The 25,024-nt window shown below is 64.5% G+C and carries 18 protein-coding genes; 8 read left to right on the plus strand and 10 right to left on the minus strand.

Annotated elements, in window-relative coordinates:
- The first annotated feature begins 83 nt into the window (after positions 1 to 83).
- The 6 genes from EN818_RS14365 (at position 84) to EN818_RS14390 (ending at position 6,663) form a co-directional block, all read left to right on the plus strand.
- Positions 84 to 1,112: a LacI family DNA-binding transcriptional regulator gene (locus EN818_RS14365; protein WP_095808650.1), complete on the plus strand. Its 1,029-nt coding sequence runs from the start codon at positions 84 to 86 to the stop codon at positions 1,110 to 1,112.
- A gap of 295 nt (positions 1,113 to 1,407) precedes the next feature.
- Positions 1,408 to 2,532, plus strand: a complete 1,125-nt coding sequence (locus tag EN818_RS14370) for a sugar ABC transporter substrate-binding protein (protein WP_095808651.1) — start codon at positions 1,408 to 1,410, stop codon at positions 2,530 to 2,532.
- Between the two features lie 75 nt (positions 2,533 to 2,607).
- A complete protein-coding gene (locus tag EN818_RS14375) occupies positions 2,608 to 4,155 on the plus strand; it encodes a sugar ABC transporter ATP-binding protein (protein WP_095808652.1) in 1,548 nt (515 codons plus the stop codon).
- Positions 4,152 to 5,132, plus strand: a complete 981-nt coding sequence (locus EN818_RS14380; protein ID WP_095808653.1) for an ABC transporter permease — start codon at positions 4,152 to 4,154, stop codon at positions 5,130 to 5,132. The genes EN818_RS14375 and EN818_RS14380 overlap by 4 nt, the downstream gene beginning before the upstream one ends.
- Positions 5,129 to 6,115, plus strand: a complete 987-nt coding sequence (locus EN818_RS14385) for an ABC transporter permease (RefSeq protein ID WP_095808654.1) — start codon at positions 5,129 to 5,131, stop codon at positions 6,113 to 6,115. Before EN818_RS14380 ends, EN818_RS14385 begins: the two co-directional genes overlap by 4 nt.
- Positions 6,116 to 6,159: 44 nt before the next feature.
- On the plus strand, positions 6,160 to 6,663 hold the full coding sequence (locus EN818_RS14390; RefSeq protein ID WP_245420594.1) for a gluconokinase: 504 nt from the start codon (positions 6,160 to 6,162) through the stop codon (positions 6,661 to 6,663).
- Between the two features lie 25 nt (positions 6,664 to 6,688).
- Here EN818_RS14390 and EN818_RS14395 read toward each other — a convergent pair whose 3' ends face one another.
- From EN818_RS14395 to pbpC, 9 genes are all read right to left on the minus strand, one after another.
- Positions 6,689 to 7,843 (minus strand): hypothetical protein, encoded by a 1,155-nt coding sequence (locus EN818_RS14395; protein WP_095808655.1) that lies wholly within the window; start codon positions 7,841 to 7,843, stop codon positions 6,689 to 6,691.
- Positions 7,844 to 8,025: 182 nt separating this feature from the next.
- Positions 8,026 to 8,475 (minus strand): Rrf2 family transcriptional regulator, encoded by a 450-nt coding sequence (locus EN818_RS14400; protein WP_095808656.1) that lies wholly within the window; start codon positions 8,473 to 8,475, stop codon positions 8,026 to 8,028.
- A gap of 340 nt (positions 8,476 to 8,815) precedes the next feature.
- Positions 8,816 to 9,802 carry a sulfate ABC transporter substrate-binding protein gene (locus EN818_RS14405; RefSeq protein WP_095808657.1) on the minus strand — a complete coding sequence of 329 codons (987 nt, stop codon included), beginning with the start codon at positions 9,800 to 9,802 and terminating at the stop codon, positions 8,816 to 8,818.
- 196 nt (positions 9,803 to 9,998) lie between these two features.
- Positions 9,999 to 11,039, minus strand: a complete 1,041-nt coding sequence (locus EN818_RS14410) for a sulfate/molybdate ABC transporter ATP-binding protein (protein WP_095808658.1) — start codon at positions 11,037 to 11,039, stop codon at positions 9,999 to 10,001.
- Positions 11,040 to 11,051: 12 nt separating this feature from the next.
- A complete protein-coding gene (gene cysW, locus EN818_RS14415) occupies positions 11,052 to 11,936 on the minus strand; it encodes a sulfate ABC transporter permease subunit CysW (protein ID WP_095808659.1) in 885 nt (294 codons plus the stop codon).
- Positions 11,929 to 12,780, minus strand: a complete 852-nt coding sequence (gene cysT, locus EN818_RS14420; RefSeq protein ID WP_095808660.1) for a sulfate ABC transporter permease subunit CysT — start codon at positions 12,778 to 12,780, stop codon at positions 11,929 to 11,931. The genes cysW and cysT overlap by 8 nt, the downstream gene beginning before the upstream one ends.
- Positions 12,781 to 12,872: 92 nt before the next feature.
- Positions 12,873 to 13,901 carry a sulfate ABC transporter substrate-binding protein gene (locus tag EN818_RS14425; protein ID WP_129553861.1) on the minus strand — a complete coding sequence of 343 codons (1,029 nt, stop codon included), beginning with the start codon at positions 13,899 to 13,901 and terminating at the stop codon, positions 12,873 to 12,875.
- Positions 13,902 to 14,101: 200 nt separating this feature from the next.
- Positions 14,102 to 14,842, minus strand: a complete 741-nt coding sequence (locus tag EN818_RS14430) for a M15 family metallopeptidase (protein WP_245420530.1) — start codon at positions 14,840 to 14,842, stop codon at positions 14,102 to 14,104.
- A 187-nt stretch (positions 14,843 to 15,029) separates the two neighbouring features.
- Complete coding sequence (gene pbpC, locus EN818_RS14435) at positions 15,030 to 17,120, minus strand: penicillin-binding protein 1C (RefSeq protein ID WP_245420527.1); 2,091 nt, start codon at positions 17,118 to 17,120, stop codon at positions 15,030 to 15,032.
- On the opposite strand from pbpC, the gene EN818_RS14440 reads away from it, so the two are divergent.
- Complete coding sequence (locus EN818_RS14440; protein ID WP_165349792.1) at positions 17,119 to 17,295, plus strand: hypothetical protein; 177 nt, start codon at positions 17,119 to 17,121, stop codon at positions 17,293 to 17,295. The two genes, pbpC and EN818_RS14440, sit on opposite strands and share 2 nt — an antisense overlap.
- Positions 17,296 to 17,333: 38 nt before the next feature.
- Here EN818_RS14440 and EN818_RS14445 read toward each other — a convergent pair whose 3' ends face one another.
- The gene (locus EN818_RS14445; protein ID WP_095808241.1) at positions 17,334 to 22,814 is read right to left on the minus strand and encodes an alpha-2-macroglobulin family protein; all 5,481 of its coding nucleotides are present in this window, start codon (positions 22,812 to 22,814) and stop codon (positions 17,334 to 17,336) included.
- A gap of 279 nt (positions 22,815 to 23,093) precedes the next feature.
- On the opposite strand from EN818_RS14445, the gene EN818_RS14450 reads away from it, so the two are divergent.
- On the plus strand, positions 23,094 to 25,022 hold the full coding sequence (locus EN818_RS14450; RefSeq protein WP_095808240.1) for an autotransporter assembly complex family protein: 1,929 nt from the start codon (positions 23,094 to 23,096) through the stop codon (positions 25,020 to 25,022).
- Positions 25,023 to 25,024 lie beyond the last annotated feature (2 nt).

The following is a 25,024-nucleotide window of genomic DNA, read 5'->3' on the forward strand; positions in this document are numbered from 1 at the left end:
ACGGGCTGCGAAACGGGGCTGCGGACTGAAGTGCTGATCGTCAACGCGCTGCTTGCCTCCTTCTGGGTGAAAAGGGCAGGGCCGTGACACGGCCGCGCTCACGCCGCGGCGGCGGCCGTCCGACCATTGCCGATGTCGCGCGCAAGGCTGGCGTGGGCGCAATTACCGTGTCGCGCGCGCTCCGCGAGCCCGCCCGGGTTTCGGACGATCTGCGGCGCCAGATCGAGGCCGCCGTCAACGAGCTTGGCTATGTTCCGGACCCCAATGCCCGCGCGCTGGCTTCGGCGCGTGCCGAGGTGTTCGGTGTGCTGGTCCCGTCGCTGACCAACAATGTCTTCGCCGAGGTGTTGCGGGGCATCTATGACAGCCTCTCCGACAGCCCGTTCCGCATCCAGCTTGGCAACACGCATTATTCCGGCCTGGAGGAAGAACGGCTGCTGCAGGTGTTCGCGCCGCAGCGTCCGGCCGCGTTGATCGTTGCCGGGATCGACCAGACCGCCACCTCGCGCAAGCTGCTCGAAAACGCCGGCTGTCCGGTGGTGCAGGTCATGGAGACGGGACCGCACCCCGTCGACATGATGGTCGGGTTCTCGCATTTCGACGGGGGCAGGGCGGCAACCGAGCATTTGCTGGAGGTCGGCTACCGCAAGATCGGCTTCATCGGCGCCCGCATGGATCCGCGTTCGCAGCGGCGCCTCGCCGGTTACCGCGCTGCGATGGAAGCCGCGGGCCTATTCGACGCCCGTCTCGTCACCACGACGCCGCTGCTTTCGAGCGTGCCGCTTGGCCGCGAACTGCTGCGCGACGCGCTGGCCAAGGTGCCTGCACTGGAGGGGGTTTTCTGCAACAATGACGACATCGCTCTCGGCGTCCTGTTCGAGTGCCATCGCGCCTCGATCGCGGTGCCGAAGACGATCGGCATCGTCGGCTTCAACGATCTCGACATGATGCAGGTGGCGTTCCCGTCGATCACCAGCATCCGCACGCATCGCTATGAGATCGGGCGTCAGGCGATTGCGATGGCACTTGCAGCGATCGCGGGAAAGAGACCGCAGCAGCGGGTCGTGGATCTCGGCTACGAACTCATGCGCAGGGAAAGCACAGCGCGTTGAAACACACATCCGCGACTGTGCGAAAGCCGGTTTACACGCTACGATGGTAGCGCTACCATTTGATGCTTGGGCAAGTTCAAGATCGCAAGAGAAAGCTGTTTATTATACATAAGCAACAGCAATAGCTTGTTTATTATGGATAATATGATAGTTTTCTGAGCCGCCCTGCGAGGCAATGGAGGAGGATCACGGGTCGGCTCGGGCCATCCGGCACGCGCTTCGGACAAGGCGGGAGGTGCCTGCCGAAAGCGCTCGAACTTCATAGAAAGCAGAACTGCAACTGGGAGGAATACCGATGATCAAGTCACTGGTTGGCGGCGTCATTGCCGCCACTGCATTCGTCATGCTGAGTTCTTCGGCGATCGCCGAACCGGAGATCGTAAAAGGGCCGGCGGCCGAGCCCGACTGTTTCGCGCCGTGGGCGGCCGATACGCAGTTCTTCAAATATCCGAAGAAGGATGGTCCGTACCGCATCGCACTTGCCAATGGCTACATCGCCAACACCTGGCGTATCCAGATGATCCAGACCGCCAAGGCCTATGCCGCGCAGCCCGAGGTCGCCAAGAAGCTGAAGGAATTCAAGGTGGTGTCGACCGGCGAGGATGTGCCGGCGCAGATATCGGCGATCAACAACTTCATCGATTCCGGCTTTGACGCCATCGTCGTCAACGCGCAGAACCCGACCGCGTTCGGACCGGTGATCAAGCGCGCCAAGGAAGCCGGCGTCGTTCTCGTCGCCTTCGACAACATCCTCGACACCAAGGACGCCATCAACGTCAATGTCGACCAGAAGGGCCTCGGCGAATTGTGGGCCAAGTGGCTGATCGCCCATATCCCCGACGGCGGCAAGATCCTCGAAGTGCGCGGCGTCGCCGGCACCTCGGTCGACACCGACCGCCACAACGGCATCCATGAGGTCCTGGATGCTTCGGGCAAGAAATGGGATGTCACCGAAGTCGCAGGCAAATGGGACGATCCGACCGCGCAGAAGGTTACCGCCGACGCGATCGCCACCAACGGCCCATTCGTCGGCATCACCGGGCAGGGCGGCGATACCGGCATCGTGCAGGCGATGATCGACGCCAAGCATCCCTTCGTGCCGTTCGGCGGCGAGACGGAAAACGGCTTCCGCAAATTCTGCGCCGCCCATGCGGCCGATGGCCTGAAATGCTCTTCGGCCGGCACCGGACCTGCCCAGGTCGCTGTCGCCATCAAAACGGCGATCACCGCGCTGGAGGGCAATGTCGTGCCGCAGTCGGTCAAGCTGCCGCTGGCAATCGTCGAGGATCCGAACTTCAAGGAGGGGCAGGATTACTTCCCCGACCAGTCCGACAACTTCTTCGTCGGCAATTCCTTCCCGACTTGCGGCATCAATTTCACCGCGCAGGAAATCATGGGCCAGACCAAGGAAAACAAGTAGCCTTGTAATCGGCGCCGCGAGGAAGCCGCGGCGCCGGTCGCTTGATGCCAATCGCGAACCGGCCTGGGAGGGCTGATGGACGGCGCAGCTCCGCTCTTCCGCATGGAAGGCATCTCCAAGCGCTACGGCGGCGTGCGGGCGTTGGAAAAGGCCGAGCTGACGGTCACGGCTGGCAGCATTCATGGCATACTCGGCGAAAACGGCGCCGGCAAATCGACCCTGATCAAGATCATGGCCGGCGTCGCCGCTCCCGACGAAGGCCGCATGACGCTGGACGGCCGCGACGTGACGTTCGCCTCGCCGGCTGCCGCCAACCAGGCCGGCATCGTCTGCATTTTCCAGGAATTATCGCTCATCCCGGAACTCAGCGTCGCCGACAACATCGTCATCTCCGACCCGCCGAAGCGCTTCGGCATGATCGACCGCAAGGCTCAACGGCGCATCGCCGAGCAAGCGCTTGCCCGCGCCGGCGCCTCCGACATCCATCCGTTGGCGCTGGTCAAGGACCTGCCGCTGTCGCGCCGGCAGATGGTCGAGATCGCCAAGGCGCTGGCCAGGAAGCCGCGCATCCTGATCCTCGATGAAGCGACCTCGGCCCTGACGGCGGCCGACGTCGCCAAGATTTTCGGCGTGCTCAAGCGGTTGCGCGCCGAGGGGCTCGCGCTACTCTACATCTCGCATCGCATGAACGAGATCGCGGAACTCGCCGACCAATGCACGGTGTTCCGCAACGGCCGCAATGTCGCCAGCTATGCTGCCGGGACCAAGAGCGACAATGAAGTGGTCGAGCTCATGATCGGCCGCGAATACAGCCATATCTTCCCGCCAAAGCCGATGCGCGCGGCGAGCGACGCGGTTCCGGCGCTGGAGGCGCGCAACCTGTCCTGGAGCGATCGGCTGGACAATGTCTCGCTGTCGGTCGGCGTCGGCGAGGTGGTGGGGCTGGGCGGCCTCGACGGGCAAGGCCAGCGCGAATTGCTGCTGGCCTTCTTCGGCGTTTTGCGCGGCCTCTCCGGTCAGATCCTGGTCGACGGCAAGCCGGTTTCGATCGCCAGTCCGACCGCAGCGAGCGACGGCCGGATCGGCATGGCGCTCATCCCGGAGGATCGCAAGACCGAGGGTCTGATGCTGCCGATGACGGTGCGCGAGAACCTATCCTTCGCCGCGCTCGACAGACTGTCGAAAGCCGGCGTCATCGACCGCGCGGCCGAGCAGCGGCTGATCGACGATATGGTCGGGCTGCTGGCCATCAAGACGGCGGGTCTCGACATCCCCGTCGGTGCGCTGTCCGGCGGCAACCAGCAGAAGGTGGTCATCGCCAAGTGGCTGATGCGCCAGCCGCGCATCATCCTGCTCAACGATCCGACGCGCGGCATCGACGTCGGCACCAAGCAGGAGCTCTACCAGTTGATGCGAAAGCTGGCCGATGGGGGCGCGGCGATCCTGTTCTATTCGACCGACTATGACGAGCTGATCGGCTGCTGCGACCGCGTGCTGGTGCTCTATGACGGCGCGGTCAAGCGCGAGCTGGTCGGAACCGAGATCACCGAGCGCGCGCTGATCGCCAGCGCGCTCAACATCCATGGCGAGGCCGCCCGCATGAAGCAGGAGGAGGGGGCGTGAAGGACTGGCGCTACTGGCTGGCCGAACAGCGAGGGACGCTGCTCGCCTTCGGCATCTTCATCGCCATGTTCGCGATTTACAGCGGCAACCATCCGGCCGGCTTCACCGCCAACGTCGTGCAGACGGCCGCGAACAAGGGCGTGCTTCTCGCCTTCGTCGCGATGGCGCAGACGCTGGTCGTGCTCACCGCCGGCATCGACCTTTCGGTCGGCATGATCTTCACACTGACCAACTGCCTGGCTTCCTGGCTGGTGATCGGCACCGGGCTCGAATCCGCCTTCGGGGTGGTGGCCGTGCTCGGCACCGGACTTCTGTGCGGCGCCGTCAACGGCGCCATCGTCATCTATGGCCGCCTGCAGCCGATCGTCGCGACCATCGCCACCGGTGCCGTCTACTTCGGGCTTGCGCTGTTGCTTCGGCCGGTTCCGGGCGGCTCGGTCAATGAAGATCTCGCCGATTTCCTGACGGGACGCTTCTTCGGCGTCGTGCCGGCCAGCCTTGTGGCGCTGTTCGTCGTCGTGCTGGTCGTCTGGGTGCCGTTCAGCCGCTCCGAGCTTGGCCGCGCGGCTTATGCGGCCGGCTCTTCGGAGACGGCGGCCTATATGTCCGGCGTGCCGATCCGCAGGGGCAAGTTCCTGGCTTACACGCTGGCGGGGCTGCTTGCCGCGATCGGCGGCCTGTTCCTCACCTTCTTCACCTATACGGGCGAGGCCGCCTATGCCAGCGGCAACGCCTACACGCTGTTTTCCATCGCCGCCGTCGTGCTCGGCGGCGTCTCGCTGTTCGGCGGCAAGGGCAGTGCCATCGGCGCGATCTTCGGCGCGCTCGCCTTCCGTACGATCGGCGACCTGCTGTTCGTCTTCGATTTCGACCCGCTCTGGCAGCCTCTGTTCCAGGGCGTTATCCTGTTGATCGCCGTCAGCCTGGGCGCCTTCGCGCTGTTCAGGGTGCGCAACCGGCTGGAGTGGTTCCTGTGAGCGAAACGACGCTTGCCGGCATTGCCGGCCGCATGCCGAAGTTCATTCGCCGCGCCGATCCCGCTGTGGTCACGGCCTTCGCCTGCATCCTGCTGCTGCTGCTTCTCGGCAGCCTCTATTCGCGCAGCTTCCTGTCGCCGGAATATCTCTTGCAGCAGCTCAAGGTGGCCTCGTTCCTGGGCGTTATCGCCACCGGCATGATGCTCGTCATCCTGCTCGGGCAGATCGACCTTTCGGTGCCGTGGGCCGTGGCGACCGGCGCCATGATGGCCAGTGCCGCCGCTGCCTACGGCCCGGTCGGCGTCGCGCTCGCCATTCCGTTCGGCATCCTGTGCGGCGTGGCGATCGGCATCGTCAACGGCATCGGCGTCGCCTATTTGCGCATTCCTTCGATGATCATCACCTTGGCCACCAATGCCGTCGCGCAAGGGCTGATGGTGGTCTATACGGGCGGGTTCTCGCCGCAGGACGCGGCGACGGCGGCGATGCGCTACCTGGCGACCGGCTTTGCGATACCCGCCGTGCCCAATGCGGTCATCATCTGGGCTCTGATCGGCGCGGCAATGGTCTTCGTGCTGACCCGGACCAGCTTCGGCCGGGCCGTCTATGGCATCGGCAACCGCGAGCGCGCCGCCTATCTGTCCGGCATCGACACGCGCCGCGTGGTGATGATCGCCTTTGCGGCGTCCGGCGGACTGTCGGCCTTCGGCGGCGTGCTTCTGGCCGGCTATGCGTCGAAGGCCGCGCAATCGATGGGCGACGCCTATCTGCTGCCGTCGATCGCCGCCGTGGTGCTGGGCGGCACCTCGATCCTGGGCGGGCGCGGCTCCTATCTCGGCACGGTGGCCGGCGTCATCCTGATCACGCTGCTGCAGTCGATCCTGTCGGTCATGCAGATGCCGGAAGCGGGGCGGCAGATCATCTACGGCGTCGTCATCGTCGCCATGCTGCTGCTCTATGGCCGGGCGCCGGCAAGCCGCTGACGGTGAATGAGCGTCGGCAGGAACAATCGCCTCGCGAGATGCGCATGAGCGATATCCGCTCGGCGCCAGCTCTTGTGGTGATGGGTGTTGCCGGCTGCGGCAAGACGGTCGTCGGCGAGGCGCTGGCCGGCATGCTGCAGGCAGTCTTCATCGAAGGCGACCGCCTGCATCCGCCGGAAAACGTCGCGCGCATGGCGCGCGGCGAGCCGCTGACCGACGCCTTGCGCGAGGGCTGGCTCAATACCATCGGCGAGCGCATTGCAGCCTCTGTCCATGATGGGCAGAAGGCCGTGGCAGCCTGCTCGGCGCTGAAGCGCAGCTACCGTGACCGGCTGCGCCGCTTTTCTCCCGACATCGTCTTTGTCTACCTTAAGATCGATCGCGAGACAGCCTGGCGCCGGGTTGCCGGCCGCAAGGGGCATTTCATGCCGGCAAGCCTGGTCGACAGCCAGTTCGCGACTCTGGAAGAACCGGGCCTTGATGAGCAGGCGGTGACGGTGGACGCGACGCGTTCCATTGCCGACATTGCGAGGAAGCTGCTCGGCTAAGCAGGATTCAGGCGCGCGACATCCATTAGCTCGCGTCGCTGCCGAGCGTGGGTTGATCCTGCCGCTCGGTGAGCCGGCTGGCGCCGGACCACGCCATCATCTGCTCCGGATGCAGCTTGAGCGCCTCCAAGAGGCGATCCCGTTTGCGCAGAATATACGCCGCCTGCAGCACGAGGTTCTTCGCCGCCTTGTCTGTGGCCGGCCGGGAGGGTGCGGTCCCGCCGAGGTCAGGCTTCAGTTCAGGGCTGACGATCGCGCGGTACTCGCGGAACGGCACCGTCTCGAGCGTCGACATGGCAAACAGCGCCGCGCCGGCGCGCGCGGCGAAGTTGGCTGGGGCCGCAGCGAGATGGGTCCAGCCGCGCTCGCCCATGGCGGCTTCAGTGAAGGCGGACCCGGCATGGATGGTGTTGGTCATCAGCACGACGCCGTTCTCTTTCAGGGTCTTCTGGATGCGCGCGGTGACCTGATAGGCATCGGCGCGTTCGAAGACGATGCGGCTCTTGAGAAAGCGGTTCTCGACCCTGACCAGCGGACGATTGAGCGCGTGCAGGCCGAACTTGCTTTCGGAAAAACCGTGGAAGTTGACGCTCACCTGATGGGCTTCGATGCCGGCTTCATGAAGCGCGCGTTTGCCGATGATGGTCTGCGCAGTGAACTGATCGCACCAGACGATGGCGCCGCGGCCCTGCCGCAAGGCCTCGCGCAGGCCGTCGAGGCCTTCCAGCCGGATCGCCGGCGACCAGCGCCAGCCGGGAACGAGATGGGCCGCCAGCATGAGACGGCGGCGGTGGGCAGCGGCAAGATAGTCTTTGAAAACGCTTTTTCCATCGACAGCGTCGCCAAGCACTGCCCTCACCGCGGCGTCATAGGCCGCGAATTCCTTGCGGAAATGGCGCTTGCGCCGAAACGTCGAAACAAAGCCGCAGATCGGTGCCCACCAGGCAATCGGCAGAACGGCTGCGACGCCGAGGTAGAAAATGAACAACAGGCCTTCGCGAAAGTCCTTGTTCGAGAAGCCCCGCAGCTTGCCGGGGCGAACCAGCCGGCGGCTGAAGAAACGGACGGATTCGCCGCGCTCGGGCACCGGCACGTCGGCAATGATTTCGGTATGATAGATGTTGGCGGAAGAGGGCTTCCGGTTGGCTTTGCGGGATTTGCGAAGCCAAGGCAGCCTCATTCGTCAGGTGTCCAGCCCAGATCAATCCTTCAGCGGCTTTACTGCCTCCAGGCCGCAGACGCAACCGGCGGCAGGACCCTGCGCTACGCGCGCCGCTGCGGTTCGGCGTTGGATGAAATCCGCAACCGCTCCAACCAAATGTTTTCACGCCGTTGTGTGCGGAAGAGCTTCCCGGGATGGCGCTAAATCTGCGACGTCAGTTCGGCCGGGAAATCGTCGTTGTCGGCATCGCGCATGGCAGCAAGGCTGCGATTGTCGAGAACTTCTGCGATCGCCTGGCGCACTTCCAGCATCATGTGGCGGACCTGGCAGGTCGCCTCGTCGCAGTCGTCGCAACGCTGATACTGGGTGCGGCTGGCGCAAGGGATCGGCGCCAGCGGACCGTCGAGCACGCGCACGACATGCCCGATCTTGATTTCGGAAGCCGGCCGGGCGAGGCGATAGCCACCTTCCTTGCCCTTGCGGCTCTGCACGAAGCCGGCATTGCGCAATTCGCCCAGGATGGCGTCGAGGAACTTCTTCGGGATGTTGTTGGCGACCGCTATGTCGTTGACGAATGCAAGCTGGCCGGCCGGCAATCCAGATAGATGCACCAAGGCCTTGAGGCCGTATTTGCCTTTTTTGGTGAGCATGCCCGATTCAGTTCATCAAACCCCAATCGCCTGCATCTGGCGGTTGTTTGTGTGCAAATCATGACAGATTGGCCAATGAGCTGTCTGGTCCAACGATTTGCCAGCGCAGCTTAGGCATAAACGCGTTGATTCTTCGTAATGTTTTTCACAATGGGCGCAGCAATTTCGGCAACCGACCCGTCGCTGCACGAGCCATCGACAAAGCCGGCAAAATGCCGGCCTGTTGCTCTTCCTGATTGAGGGCCGAAGCCGCGTCACGCAAGGGATAGGCGCGACGCGTTTCAGCATCGTTGATCCCAGTCGTTCGTCCAAAACCGCTGCGCAGTCTTGCGCGAAACGGCTAGCGGCTGGTGTAGACCTGGTCGAGCAGGCCGCCTGCCGCGAAATGCTCCTTCTGCACCTTGTCCCAGCCACCGAAGACCTCATCGACCGTCAGCAGCCGAACATCCGGGAAATCGGCCTTGTACTTGGCGGCCACCGTCGCGTCGCGGGCTCGCAGGCCGTTGCGGGCGGCGATGTCCTGGCCTTCCGGCGAATAGAGGAAGTCGAGATAGGTCTTGGCGAGGTCGCGGCTGCCATGCTCGTCGGCGACCTTGTCGACGATGGCCACCGGAAACTCGGCGAGCAGACTCACCGAGGGCGTGACCTGCTCGAACTTGTCGTCGCCATATTCCTTGCGAATACCGCGCGTTTCCGATTCGAAGGTGATCAGAACGTCGCCGATCTCGCGCTGCACGAAGGTGGTGGTGGCGGCGCGCCCGCCGGTGTCGAAGATCGGCACGTTGCTGAACAGCTTGGTGATGAACTCCTTCACTTTGGCGTCGTCGCCCTTGAAGGCTTCCTTGGCATAGGCGGTGGCGGCGAGATAGGTGTAGCGCGCATTGCCGGATGTCTTCGGGTTGGGAAAGATCACCTGCACGTCGTCGCGCACGAGGTCGTTCCAGTCCTTGATGTGCTTGGGGTTGCCGGCACGCACCAGGAAGGACGGCAGCGAGTAGAAGGGCGAGGCGTTGTCCGGGAAGTCCTTCTGCCAGTCGGCCGAGATGAAACCTTTCTTGACCAGGAAGTCGACATCGGTGACCTGGTTGAAGGTGACGACATCGGCCGCCAACCCTTCGGCGATGGCGCGCGCCTGCGCCGAGGTTCCGGCATGCGATTGGTCGATGGCCACGCCGGGATGCTTGGCGATGAAGGCCTTGTTCACTTCCGCGAACAACTCGCGCCCGACGTCATAGGAGGCGTTGAGCAGCTTGTCGGCCGTCCAGGCCTCGGAGGATGTAAGGACGAGGCCGGCGACAGTGGCAATGGCGAGCAACAAGCGTTTCATGAAACGAGCCTCCTCGGGAGAGATGGGAATTATGGCGCGACCATAGAAAGGAAAGCCCGGAACGGCGAGACACGCTGTCTGCAGCAAACCCGGTCGGTCGGAAAATTCCCCGTCGAAACAGCTGTTTGGTAGGATTTTCGTCCAAGCAGATTCACTGGGGCATGTTTGAGGGAGGCTGCAGTCAACACGCGCGAGCTCACGCAGCCGGGAACAGCTTCCAGCGCCGTGGCCTGAACGCCACCCTGCTCTTCTGCGCCGCCGGATGGTCGACCGGCAGTTCGATCTCGACGCGCTGACGCTCGCCGCCCACTTCCAATTCCACGCGCCTGGTGCCGGCGACGCGGCGGCTGGCGGCAACCGTGCCGGCAATGCAGCCGTTGCAGTCGTCCAGCAGATCGACGTCATGCGGTCGGAAATAGAGCAGGGCGGGGCCGGAAGGGGCGTGCGGCGCCTTCACACCGATAGGCCGGTCGGCGATCCAGACTTCGCCATTGTCGACCTTGACCGGCAGCGAGCTCGATTCACCGATGAAGCTGTAGACGAAGGGCGAGTTTGGCGAGTCGTAGATCTCGTCGGCGGTGCCGACCTGCTCGATGCGGCCCTGGCTCATCACCACGACGCGGTCGGCAAGCTCCAGCGCCTCCTCCTGGTCGTGGGTGACGAAGACCGTTGTATGGCCGGTGGCGTCGTGAATCTCGCGCAGCCAGCGGCGCAGTTCGCGGCGCACCTGTGCGTCGAGCGCGCCGAACGGCTCGTCGAGCAACAGCACCCTGGGCTCGATCGCCATGGCGCGGGCCAGCGCCACGCGCTGGCGCTGACCGCCGGAGAGCTGTGCCGGATAGCGCTTCTCCAGACCCGAAAGCTGGACGAGGTCGAGCAGCTCGGAAGCGCGGCGGCGGATTTCCTGCATGGACGGGCGCGCCGCCCCGTGCCGCACCTTGAGGCCGAAGCCGATATTGTCGGCGACCGTCATGTGGCGGAACAGCGCGTAGTGCTGGAAGACGAAGCCGACATTGCGCTCCTGTATCGACTTCTGCGACGCATCCTCGTCGCCGAAGAAGATGGCGCCCTTGGTCGGCCGCTCCAGTCCGGCGATCAGCCTGAGCAGGGTCGTCTTGCCGGACCCGGAAGGTCCGAGCAGCGCAATCAGTTCGCCGGACTTGATGTCGAGCGACACGTCGTGGAGGGCCGGGAACCGCTCAAATTCCTTGCGCACGTTGGCAACGCGAACTTCCATGATCGGCCCTTTTCAGTGTCCGCGCGTCGCGGCGATCTCGGCGCCGTAGCGCATCTCGAGAAGTGTTTTCAAAACCAGCGTCACCAGCGCGAGGCCGGCAAGCAGCGAAGCCACGGCGAAGGCGCCGACGGCATTGTACTCGTTGTAGAGGATTTCGACATGCAGGGGCATGGTGTTGGTGAGGCCGCGTATGTGGCCCGACACAACCGACACGGCGCCGAACTCGCCCATGGCGCGGGCATTGCAGAGCAGCACGCCGTAGAGCAGGCCCCATTTGACGTTGGGCAGCGTGACATACCAGAAGGTCTGCCAGCCATTGGCGCCGAGTGAGAGCGCCGCCTCCTCGTCGCCATTGCCCTGCTCCTGCATCAGCGGGATCAACTCGCGGGCGACGAAGGGGAATGTGACGAAGATGGTGGCGAGCACGATGCCGGGCACGGCGAACAAAATCTGGATGCCGTTCGCCTTGAGCCATGCGCCGAGCAGGCCCTGAGCGCCGAAGAGCAGGACGTAGACCAAGCCCGAAATGACCGGGGAGACCGAGAAAGGCAGGTCGATGAGGGTCGTCAGGAAGGCCTTGCCCTTGAACTCGAACTTGGCGATCGCCCAGGCCGCCGAGATACCGAAAACGACGTTGAGCGGCACCGAGATCGCCGCCACCAGCAGGGTCAGCCGGATGGCGGATCGTGTGTCGGGATTGGTAAGCGCTTCCGTGTAGGCCTCGATGCCCTTGGCGAAGGCTTCCTTGAAGACGATGATCAGCGGCAAGAGCAGGAAGATCGCAAGGAAGGCGAAGGCAACGGTCATCAGCACGGCCCGTGCCGGGCGGCTTTCGGTGACTGCGGCCGACTGGCTCTCGTGAAACGGCTCGTAGGATTTGATCTCGGGATCAGCCATAGCGCTTGCGGCTCCATGTCTGCGCCAGATTGACGACAAGCAGCATCAGGAAGGACAGCGCCAGCATTATCGCCGCGATCGCGGTCGCGGCCGGATAGTTGTACTCCTCCAGCCGGATGACGATCAAAAGCGGCGCGATCTCGGATTTGAACGGCAAATTGCCGGCGATGAAGATGACAGAGCCATACTCGCCGACCCCGCGCGCGAAGGCGAGCGAGAAGCCGGTGACGATGGCCGGCGCCAGGCCCGGGAAGAGGACGCGGCTGATGATCTGGAAGCGGCTCGCGCCCAGCGTGGCGGCCGCTTCCTCGACCTCCTTGTCCAGTTCTTCCATGATCGGCTGCACGGTGCGTACGACGAAGGGCAGGCCGATGAAGACAAGCGCCACGACAATGCCGACCGGCGTGTAGGCGACCTTGAGGCCCAGCGGCGTCAGCAACATGCCGATCCAGCCGGTGGGGGCGTAGAGAGTGGTGAGCGCGATGCCCGCCACGGCCGTCGGCAGCGCAAAAGGCAGGTCGACCATGGCATCGGCGATGCGCCGGCCCGGAAAGCGGTAGCGCACAAGCACCCAGGCGACGAGCGTGCCGAAAACGACGTTGACGGCAGCGGCGATGAAGGCGGCGCCGAAGCTGATTTCGAGCGCGTTGAGCGTGCGGCGGTCGGTGGCGATCGCCCAGAAGTCGGTCCAGCCCAGCGCGGCCGAACGCCAGACCAGCCCGGAGAGCGGAATGAGGATGATGAGCGTGAGGTAGGCAAGCGAGAAGCCGAGCGTCAATCCGAAGCCCGGAATGACGCTCGGCTGTCTGAACCGCCACCCCGCGTGAGCGGGTGCTGTGGTCATGTGCTGGATCGTCCCTTCTTATCCAACCAGAATGGCTTTTCGCGCGTCACTTTCGAAAGGCATGCCACGTCAGGCTCGCCGACCGTCGGACCTCACTGGGCCGGCTTGTAGATCTGGTCGAATATACCACCGTCGCCGAAATGGTAAGGCTGTGCTTTCTTCCAGCCTCCGAAAAGCGGATCGTCGATGGTGATCAGCTTGATCGGTGGCAGCTTGGCGAGATCCTCCGGTGGCACCAAGTCCGGCTTGGAAGGCCGATAATGGTTCTTGGCGATGATGGTCTGGCCTTCCTTGGAATAGAGGTAGGTGAGATAGGCTTCGGCCACCTTGCGCGTGCCCTTGGCGTCGACATTGGCGTCGACCACGGCGACCGGCGGCTCGGCCAGGATTGAGGTCGGCGGATAGATAATGTCGAAATTGTCGGCGCCGAACTCGTCGAGCGCCAAATAGGCGTCGTTTTCCCAGGCGATCAGGACGTCGCCGAGGCCCTTCTGCGCAAATGTCACGGTCGAGCCGCGCGCGCCCGTGTCGAGCACGGGGGCATTGGCATAGAGCTTGGCAACGAACTCCTTGGTCTTGGCTTCGTCGCCGCCGTCATTGGCGCTGGCATAGGCCCAAGCGGCCAGATAGTTCCAGCGCGCGCCGCCCGAGGTCTTCGGGTTCGGGGTGATCACCTGGACGCCGTCCTTGACCAGGTCGCCCCAGTCCTTGATGCCCTTGGGGTTGCCCTTGCGCACCAGGAAGACGATGGTCGAGGTGTAGGGCGCTGAATTGTTCTCGAACTTCTTGCGCCAGTCAGGATCGATCTTTTTCGACTTGGTGGCGATGGCGTTGATGTCACCTTCCAGCGCGAGCGTGACCACGTCGGCGTCTAGCCCGTCGATCACGGCCCGGGCCTGCGCTCCCGATCCGCCATGCGATTGCTGGATGGTGACGGTCTCGCCGGTCTCGGCCTTCCAGTGCGCGGCGAAGGCCTCGTCATAGGCCTTGTAGAGTTCACGTGTCGGGTCGTAGGACACGTTCAGAATGGTTGTATCGGCGAGCGCGAAACCGAGCGTGCCGAACTGGACAGATGTGGCGACCAGCGCGCCGAGCAGTTTCCTGAAATGAGGGTTGGTCATTTCCGCCTCCATTGAACTGCTGCAAACTCTACCGAGTTTATAGAAATTAGATGCATTGAATGTTGCCTTTTTCACCTCCTCGAAGCAAATTTTCGCCGGACAATCGCTGGTCGAGGAAATAACTTCCTCAACGGCGCGCGGCCGGACCCCGCGTCAGCCGGCCTAACTAGAACCGGCACCGGGCGCGGCAAGGTCTACTGCTATTGAGCGGTGACCGGAAAATCGAAGCGCTGTTTTGGGAAGGGCTCTGGCGCCAGCGTAAAGTGCCACCATTCGCGCGCGTAGTTGCGGAAGCCGGCGGCGCGCATGGCGGAGAGAAGGATCTTGCGGTTCGCCGCGGCGACAATGGGGAGAGGGCGGCGGGCCGTTTCGCTTGCCGGATCGAAACAGTCGAAGCCGGTGCCGAAATCGAGCGTGCCCGCGTCGGGCGCTCCGCAGGTCGGGTGTATCGTGCCGTTGCCTTTCTTCTCGGCGATCGCAAGATCGACGGTCGAGCCGCGCGAATGGCTGGACAACTCGCCGACATATCCCTTGGCAATGAGATCACCTCGGTCGACGTTCAGGTACCATTGCGGATCGGGCGGCCCGCCTTGCATCGTCCACCGGACCATATCGGCGACGGCGCGCGCCGGGCGGTAGCAATCGAAGACCACCAGGGTTAGACCTTTCGCCGCGATTGCTTTCTGCACGTTTGAAAGCGCCCTGGCGGCCTGCTCGGTCAGGATGCAGACCGGCGCCTCGTAGCCATCGACCTTGCGGCGAAGAAAATTGTCGGCTCCGGCATAACGGATATCCTGGCGAATGGTCGCATCGACATCGGCGAGCCTGACAAAGCCTGAGGGCAGGGGATCGGCGCTGGCTGGGGAGAAGAGTGCCAGCGTCGCGAGGAATACAACCAACCAAGGCTGGCGCGAGGCGCCACCCTCTGCCCTGCCGGGCATCTCCCCCGCAAGGGGGGAGATCGGCAGCTCCCGCGCCGGCCCTATCTTTCCAACGTTGGAGATTGGCGAAGGCGGTGAAGCGAATGATCTCGCCCCTTGAGGGGGAGATGGCCGGCAGGCCAGAGGGGGGTGCCTCGCGCCGGACATGCGGCCAAGAAGCACAAGGCGCTGAATCGCTTGCCGCATTCTATTCAACGAAAACCTTCACGCTGGCTGCGCGGCCGGCGGCGTCGATCACCGTCAGCGTCGAGTAGCCGGTGCCGTCGGGCAGCCAAGTCGCGGTGCGGCGTCGGTCGATGCCGGCAAGCGGCTTGCCATTGGCGAGCCAGCGGAACGGCGCACGGCCGCCCTGCAGCTTGAGCACCAGCGGCGTGGCGGCGGCCGAACTGGTGCCGAGATCGACGCGGGCGCCGTTCGGCGGGAAGATAATGGTGGGAGCCGGTTCGGTCGGCGTGGCCTGCACCAGCCCGTCCGAACCGGCGCCGAAGCGGGCTAACGTCACCGGCAATTCGTCGCGTTTGGGATTGAAGGCACCCGGCGGCCGGCTCGGCAGCGGCACGCTGGCCAGACCGGAGCGGACGAAGCCTTCGAACAGAATCGGCGCCGCCGAGACATAGCCGGACAGGCCGGGGACAGGGCTGGCGTCGGCGCGGCCGACCCAGACACCCAGCACGTAGCGGCCGTCGAAGCCGACCGACCAGGCATCGCGATAGCCGTAAGACGTGCCGGTCTTGTAGGCGATGCCGCGCTGGGCGGCACCTTCCGGCGGCTTCACGCCGGACAGGATGTCGTTGATCTGCCAGGCGGCCTGATCGTCGAGGATGGTGGCAGTGGTGCGCTGGGCACCGGCCGGCTCGGTGCCGTCATGCAGCGTGTGCATTTTGCCGCCATTGGCGAGGCCCGTATAGAGCTGCACCAGATCGCGCAATGTGACGCCGACACCGCCGAGCCCGATCGCCAAGCCAGGCGCCTCGTTGATCGGCAGGATCGGATGGACGCCAGCCTGGCGGAAGCGCGCCGTGAGCCGCGCCGGGCCGACGGCGTCGAGCACACGGATGGCCGGCACGTTAAGCGACAGCTGCAGCGCCTGCCTGATGCTGACGTCGCCCTGATAGCCCATGTCGAAATTCTTCGGCCGGTAGCCGCCGAAATCGGCCGGGCTGTCCTCGATGATGGTCTCCTGCGCCACCAGCCCCTGCTCAAAGGCAAGGCCGTAGATGAACGGCTTCAACGTCGAGCCGGGCGAGCGGACGACTTTGGTCATGTCGATCCAACCGGAGCGGCTGGCGTCGAAGAAATCGGCGGAACCGACTTCGCCGAGAATGTCGCCGGTGCGCGCATCGGCCATCACCATGGCGATGGAAAGCTTCGGGCCAAGCTTCCTCGCTGCCTCCTTGGCCACCTGTTCCAGCCCTTGCTGGACGCTCCTGCGGATAGTGAGCTGCAGCGGCTTGCCGGGCTCGGCCTTGGGCAGCATGGCATAGGAAGCGTGTGCCGCCAGTGCCGGCAGCTTGCGGCGCAGGCCGGCAACGTCGTCGAGGGCGGCCCGCGCGGCCTCTCTCTCGCCGAGCAGGCCAGACGAGACCATGCGGGCGAGCACGCGGTCGCGCGCTGCATGCGCGATGTCGAGGTTGCGGTCGGGCCGGCGCCTCTCTGGCAGTTGCGGCAGGGCGACGAGGAGGGCGGCTTCCGAGACGGTCAGGCGCTTCGGCTCCTTGCCGAAATAAGCAAGCGAGGCGGCACGAACACCTTCGAGATTGCCGCCATAGGGCGCCAGCGTCAGGTAGCGCTCGAGGATTTCGCGCTTGGAAAGCCGCCGCTCGATCTGGATCGCGCGCAGGATCTGCTTGGCCTTGGAAGCGAAGCTGCGGCTGTCGCGCGGCTCGATCAGCCGGGCGAGCTGCATCGACAGGGTCGAGCCGCCGGAGACGATGCGGCCGCTGCTCACAAACTGGCCCGCGGCACGGCAAAGCGCCAGAACGTCGACGCCGCGGTGATTCCAGAAGCGCTTGTCCTCATAGGCGACGAGCATGTCGACGAACTGCTTGTCGACCTGGTCGAGCCGGGTTCCGAGCCGCCAATATCCGTCAGGCGTGGCGAAGGCGCGCAACAACTGGCCGTCGCGATCCTGCACTTCGGTCGAGACCGTCAGCGTCTCCGGCAGCGGCGGTGGGAAGGCACGGTCGAGCTCCCAGAGGGCAACGACGGAAAGGGCCAAGAGGGCGGCGCAGGAGGCGGCAGTCGTGGCGGTGCGGCGCAGGAATTTTTTTGAGAGCATGGCGCTGCCCCTCATCGCGCTGCTGCCGGGCATTTCTCCCCGTATGGAGACCGGGAGAAAAGAGCCTTCACGGAGGCTTTCGCCAATTTCCAACGTTGCAGAACAGATGCTGACGGTCGCGATAGACCCCTTCTCCCCGTCACTATACGAGGAGAAGGTGCCGGCAGGCGGATGAGGGGCAGCGCCATCGTCCCGGTCATGTTCGCAAGCACCTTATTCCGCCTTGACCTCCATCATGCCGGAGGCGGTGCGGGCCGAATATTGCGGCCGGTACATGTCCTCCACCGTTGCTGCCGGATGGGCGTAGGTGCCCGGCGTCACGGCGCGCACGACATAGGCCAATGTGATATTGCGGTCGCCGTCGCCTTCGTTGGGGTTGAAGGCGGCGACGAAGCGGTCGTCGCGGAACTCCAGATGGGCGGCGTCGGTCTGCGCCAGCCAGGAGAAGTTCGACAATTGGGCGCTGGAGACCAGGCTCGGATTGTCGATCTCGAAGCCGGCGGGCAGCAGGTCCGTGACCAGCAGGCGCGAGGGCCAGCTGTTTTGCTCATAGACCTTGAGCACGACAACATAGCGCTCGTTCTGCCTAGCCTCGGTGACGTTGGCCTCGGTGCCGTCGAGCTTGTAGTAGGTGCGATCGATGGTGAAGCCGTCGCCGCCGGCCGGCAGCGGATCCATCGGCGCCGCCACCGCGGTGACCACCGCCTGCAGCGGCGTCGTGCCGGTGTTGGCGATGGTGAGCGGGCTGCCGATGAGGTCGCCGCCGGACACACGGTCGGAGTAGCCGCCCGAATGCGGTGCGCCGTTGACGGAGAGCGCGATGGAATCATTGCCCTCCTTCAGGGCTCGGGCGGCGAGCAGCATCCAGGATTCATCCTGCGTGCTGGTCCAACGGGCGTCGGCGCGCTCCCTCGCGACCAGCCTGATCAACTGCGGCACGATGCTCGGGACCGGCTTCGATTCCGCCGCCAGCGCCAGCATCGCGGCGCCGTCGCGGAGCGGCGAGCCGTAATCGGAGCGGTAGTAGTCGTATTCCGTGCTCGCCTGCGCCAGCCGCAACGCCGTCTGGAAAGTGGCTTCCGAGCGCTGCGTGTCGCCATAGAGCGCCAGACTCGCCGCCAGCTGGGCAACTGCCATCGGGCTGGTGAAAGCTTCGAGCTGGGTATCTGCGTAGTAGCGCAGGTCGCCGATCGAGGCCTTCTTGTTGCGGGCAAGCACGTAGAGCGCATAGGCGATCTCGCTGCCGCGATCCTGGACGTCCTGATCGTAGCCCAGCGAGTTCTGCAGGTTGTTCAGCGCCTGGTTCATCGCCTGCGCCGGCACGTCGTATTTCTGTTCGCGTGCCCGGGTCAGGAACTCGCTGACATAGGCGTCGAGCCACAGATCGCCGGAGCCCGGACCCCAGAGGCCGAAGCTGCCGCTCGAGGCTTGATAGCTCAGCACCTTGTAGACGGCATCCTGGATGCGGCCGTGCAGGTCGGGGTCGCTCTCCATGCCAATGCTGGAAGCCACGTCGTTGACATAGAGCAGCGGCATGGCGCGGCTGGTGGTCTGCTCGGCGCAGCCATAGGGATAGCGGTCGAGCGTCATCAGCAGCGAGGGCACGTCGAAGGCGGCTGCCTGCGATATGCCGACGCTGACGGAAGCGCCGTCGAGCACGCTTGAAGCAAGCAGCTCCTTGTCGACCCGCAGAGCGCCGCCCTTGGGTTTCAGGTCGACCACCATGCGGTTGGTGACGGGAAGCTGCGCCGGACGCACCGGAAGATAGAGCGTCTGCTCGACATTGGTGCCGTCGGCATGGGCAAGCTTGACGGTTATCGAGGCGTCGCCCGCGGCATGGGCGACGAGCGGGAACAACAACGTCTGCCGCTTGCCCGGGGTGAGCGTCAGCTTCTCAGGCAGGGGCTTGTCGCCGGTCGACAGATCGCCGGTGGTGGTAACCGCCAGCGCATAGTCGCCGGCAGGGCCGTCGGTGTCGGCGATGTCGAGCCGCATGGTCGCGGCATCACCGGGTGCCAGGAAGCGCGGCAATCCGGCGGTGATCACCACCGGATCGCGCACGATGACATCGGTCTGGGCATGGCCGACCGCTTCCTTTGTCCAGGCGACGGCCATGACGCGCACGGTGCCGTTGAACTGGGGGATGTCGAAATCAACGCGTGCCTTGCCATCGACATCGAGCTGAACAGGACCGGAGAAGAAGGCGACCAGCTTTTCGGTCGGCGGGCTGCCTTGCGCTTGCATGTTGGCGCCGTCACCGCCGGTTCTCAGCTTGCCTGTGGTGCCGAGCGAGCCGTCGATCAGGCGGCCGTAGAGGTCGCGGATCTCGAGGCCCAGCATACGCTGGCCGAAGAACCAGTCCTCGGGATCGGGTGCCTTGTAATTGGTAAGGTTGAGAATGCCGACGTCGACGGCGGCTACCATCACATAGGCATTGCTGCCGGGTTGAGCGCCGTTGACGGCGACCGGGATCGACAGCTGCTGCCGGGGCGCCGTCTTTTCGGGCGGCGTCAGGGTGACGGCGAGCTTCTTCGAACCCGGATCGAGGGTCAGCCATTTGACGCCGATGGCGCGCGCCGGCATGCGCGATTCCTGGGCATCGCCCGGCCTGAACAGCGTCGCCGTGACATAGGCGCCGGCGCCCCAGTCATCGCCGACCGGGATATCGACCGTGCTTCCGCCGGCAGGCACCGAGGCGGTGACGGTCTTCAAGAGTTTTTCGGCGCCGATGGTGACCAGCAATTCGCCGGCAAAATGCGGCGAGACCTTGAGCTTGGCCACTTCGCCCGCAGCATAAGAGTCCTTGTCGAGGGCGATTTCCAGTCCGTCGGGAGTCTCGGTGGTCGTGGAAGACACATACCAGCCGGCATCGAACTCGTAGCTGGTCGCCGGACCGTCCGGATCAGCCGTCTCGACTTCGAGCCGGTAGCGGCCCCAGTCGACCGGCAGCGACACGCTTGCTTCGCCGTCGGCGTTGAGGTCGACCTGGCCGTTGGCGACGGCCTTGGTGAAGTTGACCGGCTCGTAATTCCAGGAATTGTTGGAGCGATACCATTGGTAATTGCGCTCGACCTTGACCAGCGACCACTGGGCGCCCTTCAGGTCCTCACGCTTGCCGTTGGGATCGACGGCGATAATGCTGAACTTGGCGGTGCCGCCCTGCGGCACTTCACCGTCGGCGAAGTTCGGGCGGATGCCGATCATCTCCTTTTGCGGACGAACCGCGATGTTGAGCGAGCGCTCGACCGCGCGGCCGCCGGCTTCGCGCATGCGCACGGTCACCTTGGCATTGACCAGCTTGGTGGTGGACGGCAACTGGTCGGCCGAAACCGGGAAGGTCGCCTTGCCGTCATCGCCGACGGCGGGCAGGTTCGAGAGCGGCGTCACCGACGGCTCGGCCGACTGCTCGTCGGCGAGGCCGAAGGTGAAGTCCTTGAATCTTTCCCACCTGTCCGTCGTCGACAGCGTCATCTCGCCTTCGAGCGCCAGGCCTGCGGCCGGCGCGCCGTAGAGGAAGCGGCCGTCGACGCTGACATTGGCGGCCTCGCCCTGGGCGATCTCCGTCTTGTCGGCGGTCAGGTCGAACTCGATGCGATCCGGCACGAAGTCTTCGACCAAGAACATCTGGCTCGCGACTGCAGCCTGCTTGGGGTCGGTATAGATCGACACCGTCCAGGTGCCGCGCATGGCGTTGGGCTCGAGCGGCAGATCGACGGCGTGGCCGCCGGCAGAGGCGCCATCGCTGACGAGGCGGCGGCTCTCGACGCCGTCAGGACGCGTGAAGATGAAGGTCAGCGGCAGGTTCTCGACCGCCTTGGCGGCACCGTCGCGGGCCAAGGCTGCGACATGCACGTCCTCGCCGGCACGGTAGATGCCGCGCTCGGTCCAGGCATAGACGTCGAGCGCGCCGGGCGACGCGCGGCCGGCAACACCGCGATCCGACAGATCGAAGCCGGCACGGGCCATGTCGAGGAAGACGAAGTCGTTGTCGCCCTGCTTGGCCATCAGCACGGCCGGCACCATGCCGCCCTCGCCGCGGGTCAGGCCGGGGTTGAAGACGGCGTGGCCTTCGGCGTCCGTGGTCGACGTGCCGAGGATCTCGTTGTTCTTGGCCAGCAGCGTCACTTCGGCGCCGGAAATCGGCTTGGCGGAGCCGAGCGAACGGGCAAAGACGTTAAGACCGTCCTGGCCGGTATAGGTGGACAGGCCGATGTCGGAAACGACAAACCATTGCGTGGCGCGTGATCCGTAGTCGTCGCCCTTGTCGTCGATCGGCTGCGCAGTCAGCACATAGACGCCCGGCTTGCGTTGCGGGATCGCCTCGTCGACCGGGAAGGACGTGGTGACTTCCTTGTTGAGGTCGTTGGTTATTTCGAGCGTGCCTTCCCAGACAGGAGCGCCCATCTGGTCGGAAATGCTGGAGATGTCGTAGCCGTCGAGCTGATGCAGGAACTGGTAGCCCGACAGGAGCTGCGCCAGCGAGCGGTCGCCGATGCGGTAGAGCATCATTTTGGCGGCGTTCATGTTGACGGTGACGACCGGAATGCCGCGGCGTGCGCCGGCCGGCAGCACGAAGCTGTCGCCGGTGAAACGGGCGGACGGCGCGCGGTCCTGGACATAGATCGACAGCACGACCGGGGCGGCGATGGTCTCGCCGACGGCCGCCGGCAGGCCGGCGCGGAAGGTCACCTCATAGTGCTGGCCGTGCTCCAGGCCTTCGACGCAGATCTGCCTGTCCTTGGCTTCGACGGCTTTGGGGGCGGCGTTGTCGACGGTGACGAACTGCGAATAGTCGATGCCGGTCTTGACCAATTCCTCGGAAAACTGGGCGCAGATGCGCGGCGCGCTGGAATCTGCGTCGACCGAGTGATCGATGACGCGAAAGCCCTTGCGCGCCTTGAGGTCGGCGTAGTCTGCCTGGACCGCGGGCGAATTCACCAGTGCGAGGCTCGCCTCGTAGGCTTGCAGCGAAGGCCGGAAGAGGTCGCGCCTGTCGAGGCCGGCGGCAAGCAGCGCCAGCGCCTCGGCGCGGGCCTTTGCGGAGCGAACCAGCTTGTAGGCATTGAAGGCGGCCGAGGTGACGTTTGCCGGCAGGGTCGACGGCTCGGAGGTGTTGGCAGCCGGTTGCACGCCAAGGGTCTCGCGCGCCAGCGCCAGCCACAGAGCGCCGTCGTCCGGCAGGACGGAAAGCGCTGCCTGATACTTCTGCATGGCCAGGCGATGGTCGCCGGTCAACGCCGCCTGCTCGGCCGCGGCCTCGAGCGCCGCCAGTCCCTCGGTCGGCTTGTCATAGGCCGGGTCGGTCAGCTTGTTGCGGAATTGCTGGGCCTGGTCGGCCATCCAACCGGGGAAGAAGGCAAGTTCCGGCGGAGCGCCGATATCGGGGTCGCCGTCGACATTGACGATCTTGCCGGCGACGGCGCCGCTGAACGGTTGGAGCTGATTGTAGTCGGATTTGAGAAAGCACCATTTGGCCTTCGTATTGTACGTGAAGGCGCGGCAGGCGGGATCGCCGAGACATGTCGTCTTGCATTGGTCGAGGCTGACATTCTGATCCGACCTCAAGTCGAAACCGAAATAGTCGGAATTGTCGGTGGTCGCGATTCTTCGGGCTTCGGCCGCTTGCGCGGCACCGTTGAATGCGAAAAAGAGAAGGAGAAGGAAAGAGAGACCCCGAGCCGCGCGCATTGCCACATCACCCTCCAGACATGCTAGCGTCCGGGCATGATCAAGCTTCAGTCGAGCTTGTCAACGCCGGAACGCGGCAGGTTTTCAACCCGCCAACGGTTTCCACGCCGGCCAAAGGCCGGTATTTCGACAGAACCTGCACGGGACAAGGGTTCACGCTTTCTTGCGAATGCGTAAAAGGTGTGAATTCCAAGCCCGGTCCATTTCAGACAATTGGATTGTGGCCCCTTTACGAGCGTTTCAAAACTTCATTCCAATTTTAGTTTTGTCGACTAGGTTGTCTTAATGCCGGCGTATGAAACGCAGATGTCGGGGGGGATCGCGCCAGGGCGCGGGCTTCCGCGCGCCCTGCTTTTCGCGTTGGCCTGCTCGACCATGCTCGCCGGCGAAATGCGCCCGGCGGCCGCCTTCGAGATATTCGGCATCAAACTCTGGGGTTCATCCAGCGACGAGGACGCCGACATCGTCGACCCCTTGCGCTATTCGGTCACTATCGATGCGCCCGACGCCGACAAGGACCTGGTCAAGAAGTTGGAAAACGCTTCCGTGCTCAAGGGCGACGAGGAGCGTCCCGTCTCGGGATCGCTCGGCCTGATGGCCAAGGCGCGCAGCGATCGCGAGCAACTCGTCGCCGCTCTCTACGCCGATGCCCGCTATGAAGGCGTGGTCACGATCACCATCGAGGGCAAGTCGATCGACGAACTGCCGCCCGATGCCGAGTTCAAGGGCCCGCAACCCATTCCGGTGGCGATCAGCATAACCGCGGGACCGAAATTCACGCTCGGCAACATAAGGCTGAAGGGCGACGCGGCCGGTCTGGCCAGCGCCGATTTCGGCCTGATTGCGGGCGGCGATGCGGGATCCGGTGCCGTGCTCAAGGCCGAAGCGGCGATCGTGCGGGCGCTAAAGGAGGAGGGCAGGCCGCTGGCCAAGGTGACGGGCCGCGAGATCGTCGCCGATCACGACACCTCGACGCTCGACGTCACGCTGACCGTGGCCGCCGGGCCGGTCGCCGGTTATGGCGACACGACAGTCGCGGGCACCGAGAAAGTCGACCGCGATTTCACGGAGTATATGACGGGCCTCAAGCGCGGCCAGCAATATTCGCCGCAGGAGATCGACGACGCGCGTGACCGGCTGCTCGGCCTCGAAGTGTTCAACAGCGTCACCATCAAAGAAGACGACAGCCTCGACGCCAGCGGCAACATCCCGATCGATGTCCAGGTGAGCGAGCGCAAGCCGCGCTTTTTCGGCATTGGCGGCACTTTCTCAAACACGGAAGGGCTGGGCCTGGAAGGCTATTGGGGCCACCGCAACCTGTTTGGCCGGGCCGAGAAGCTTCGCATCGACGGCTCGATCAGCGGGATCGGCAGCAATGACATCTCAAAGCTCAACTACAATGCCGGCATCATGTTCGAGAAACCGGGCGTGCTCGGGCCAGCGTCGAAGTTCTTCACCGGCGTCAAGACGGTCCTCGAGCATCCGGACGCCTATGACCATTTTTCGGTCAAGGGCAATGTGGGCGTCTCCTATGACCTGACCAAGAAGCAGAGGGTCTCGGCTGAATTCGCGCTCGACTATTCGAAGATCACCGACGTCTTCGGCAAGCACACCTACCTGATCGCCAGCGTTCCGCTACAATATGTCTATGACAACCGGGACAACCGGCTCAATCCGACGAGGGGTTTCAGGCTGCTCGCCTATGCCGAGCCGAGCTACGACATCCTCAACGGCGCGACCTTCCTGAAGCTGAAGGGCGAAGGCTCGGCCTACCAGTCGCTGGATACGGCCAGCAAGTTCGTCTTGGCCGAGCGCGTCTCTGTCGGCTCCATCGTCGGCGCCAGCCTGCAAGACGTGCCGGCAGATCGTCGCTTCTATTCGGGCGGCGGCGGCTCGGTGCGCGGCTACGCCTATCAGGGGATCGGCCCGAAGGACATCGACGGCCAGCCGATCGGCGGCCTTTCCTTCTTCGAAACCTCGGCTGAGATGCGCATTGCTGTCACCGACACGATCGGCATCGTGCCTTTCGTCGACGCCGGCAGCGTCTCGACCAAATCGGCGCCGGATTTCTCGGACGTCAAGGTTGGCGCCGGCGTTGGCCTGCGCTATCTCACACCGTTCGGGCCGCTGCGCATCGATGCCGCCGTGCCGCTCAACCGCGACCCGGGCGATCCGCATTTCGGCATCTATGCCGGCATCGGTCAGGCGTTCTGACC

Source organism: Mesorhizobium sp. M3A.F.Ca.ET.175.01.1.1 (assembly GCF_004791945.1).
GTDB lineage: Bacteria > Pseudomonadota > Alphaproteobacteria > Rhizobiales > Rhizobiaceae > Mesorhizobium.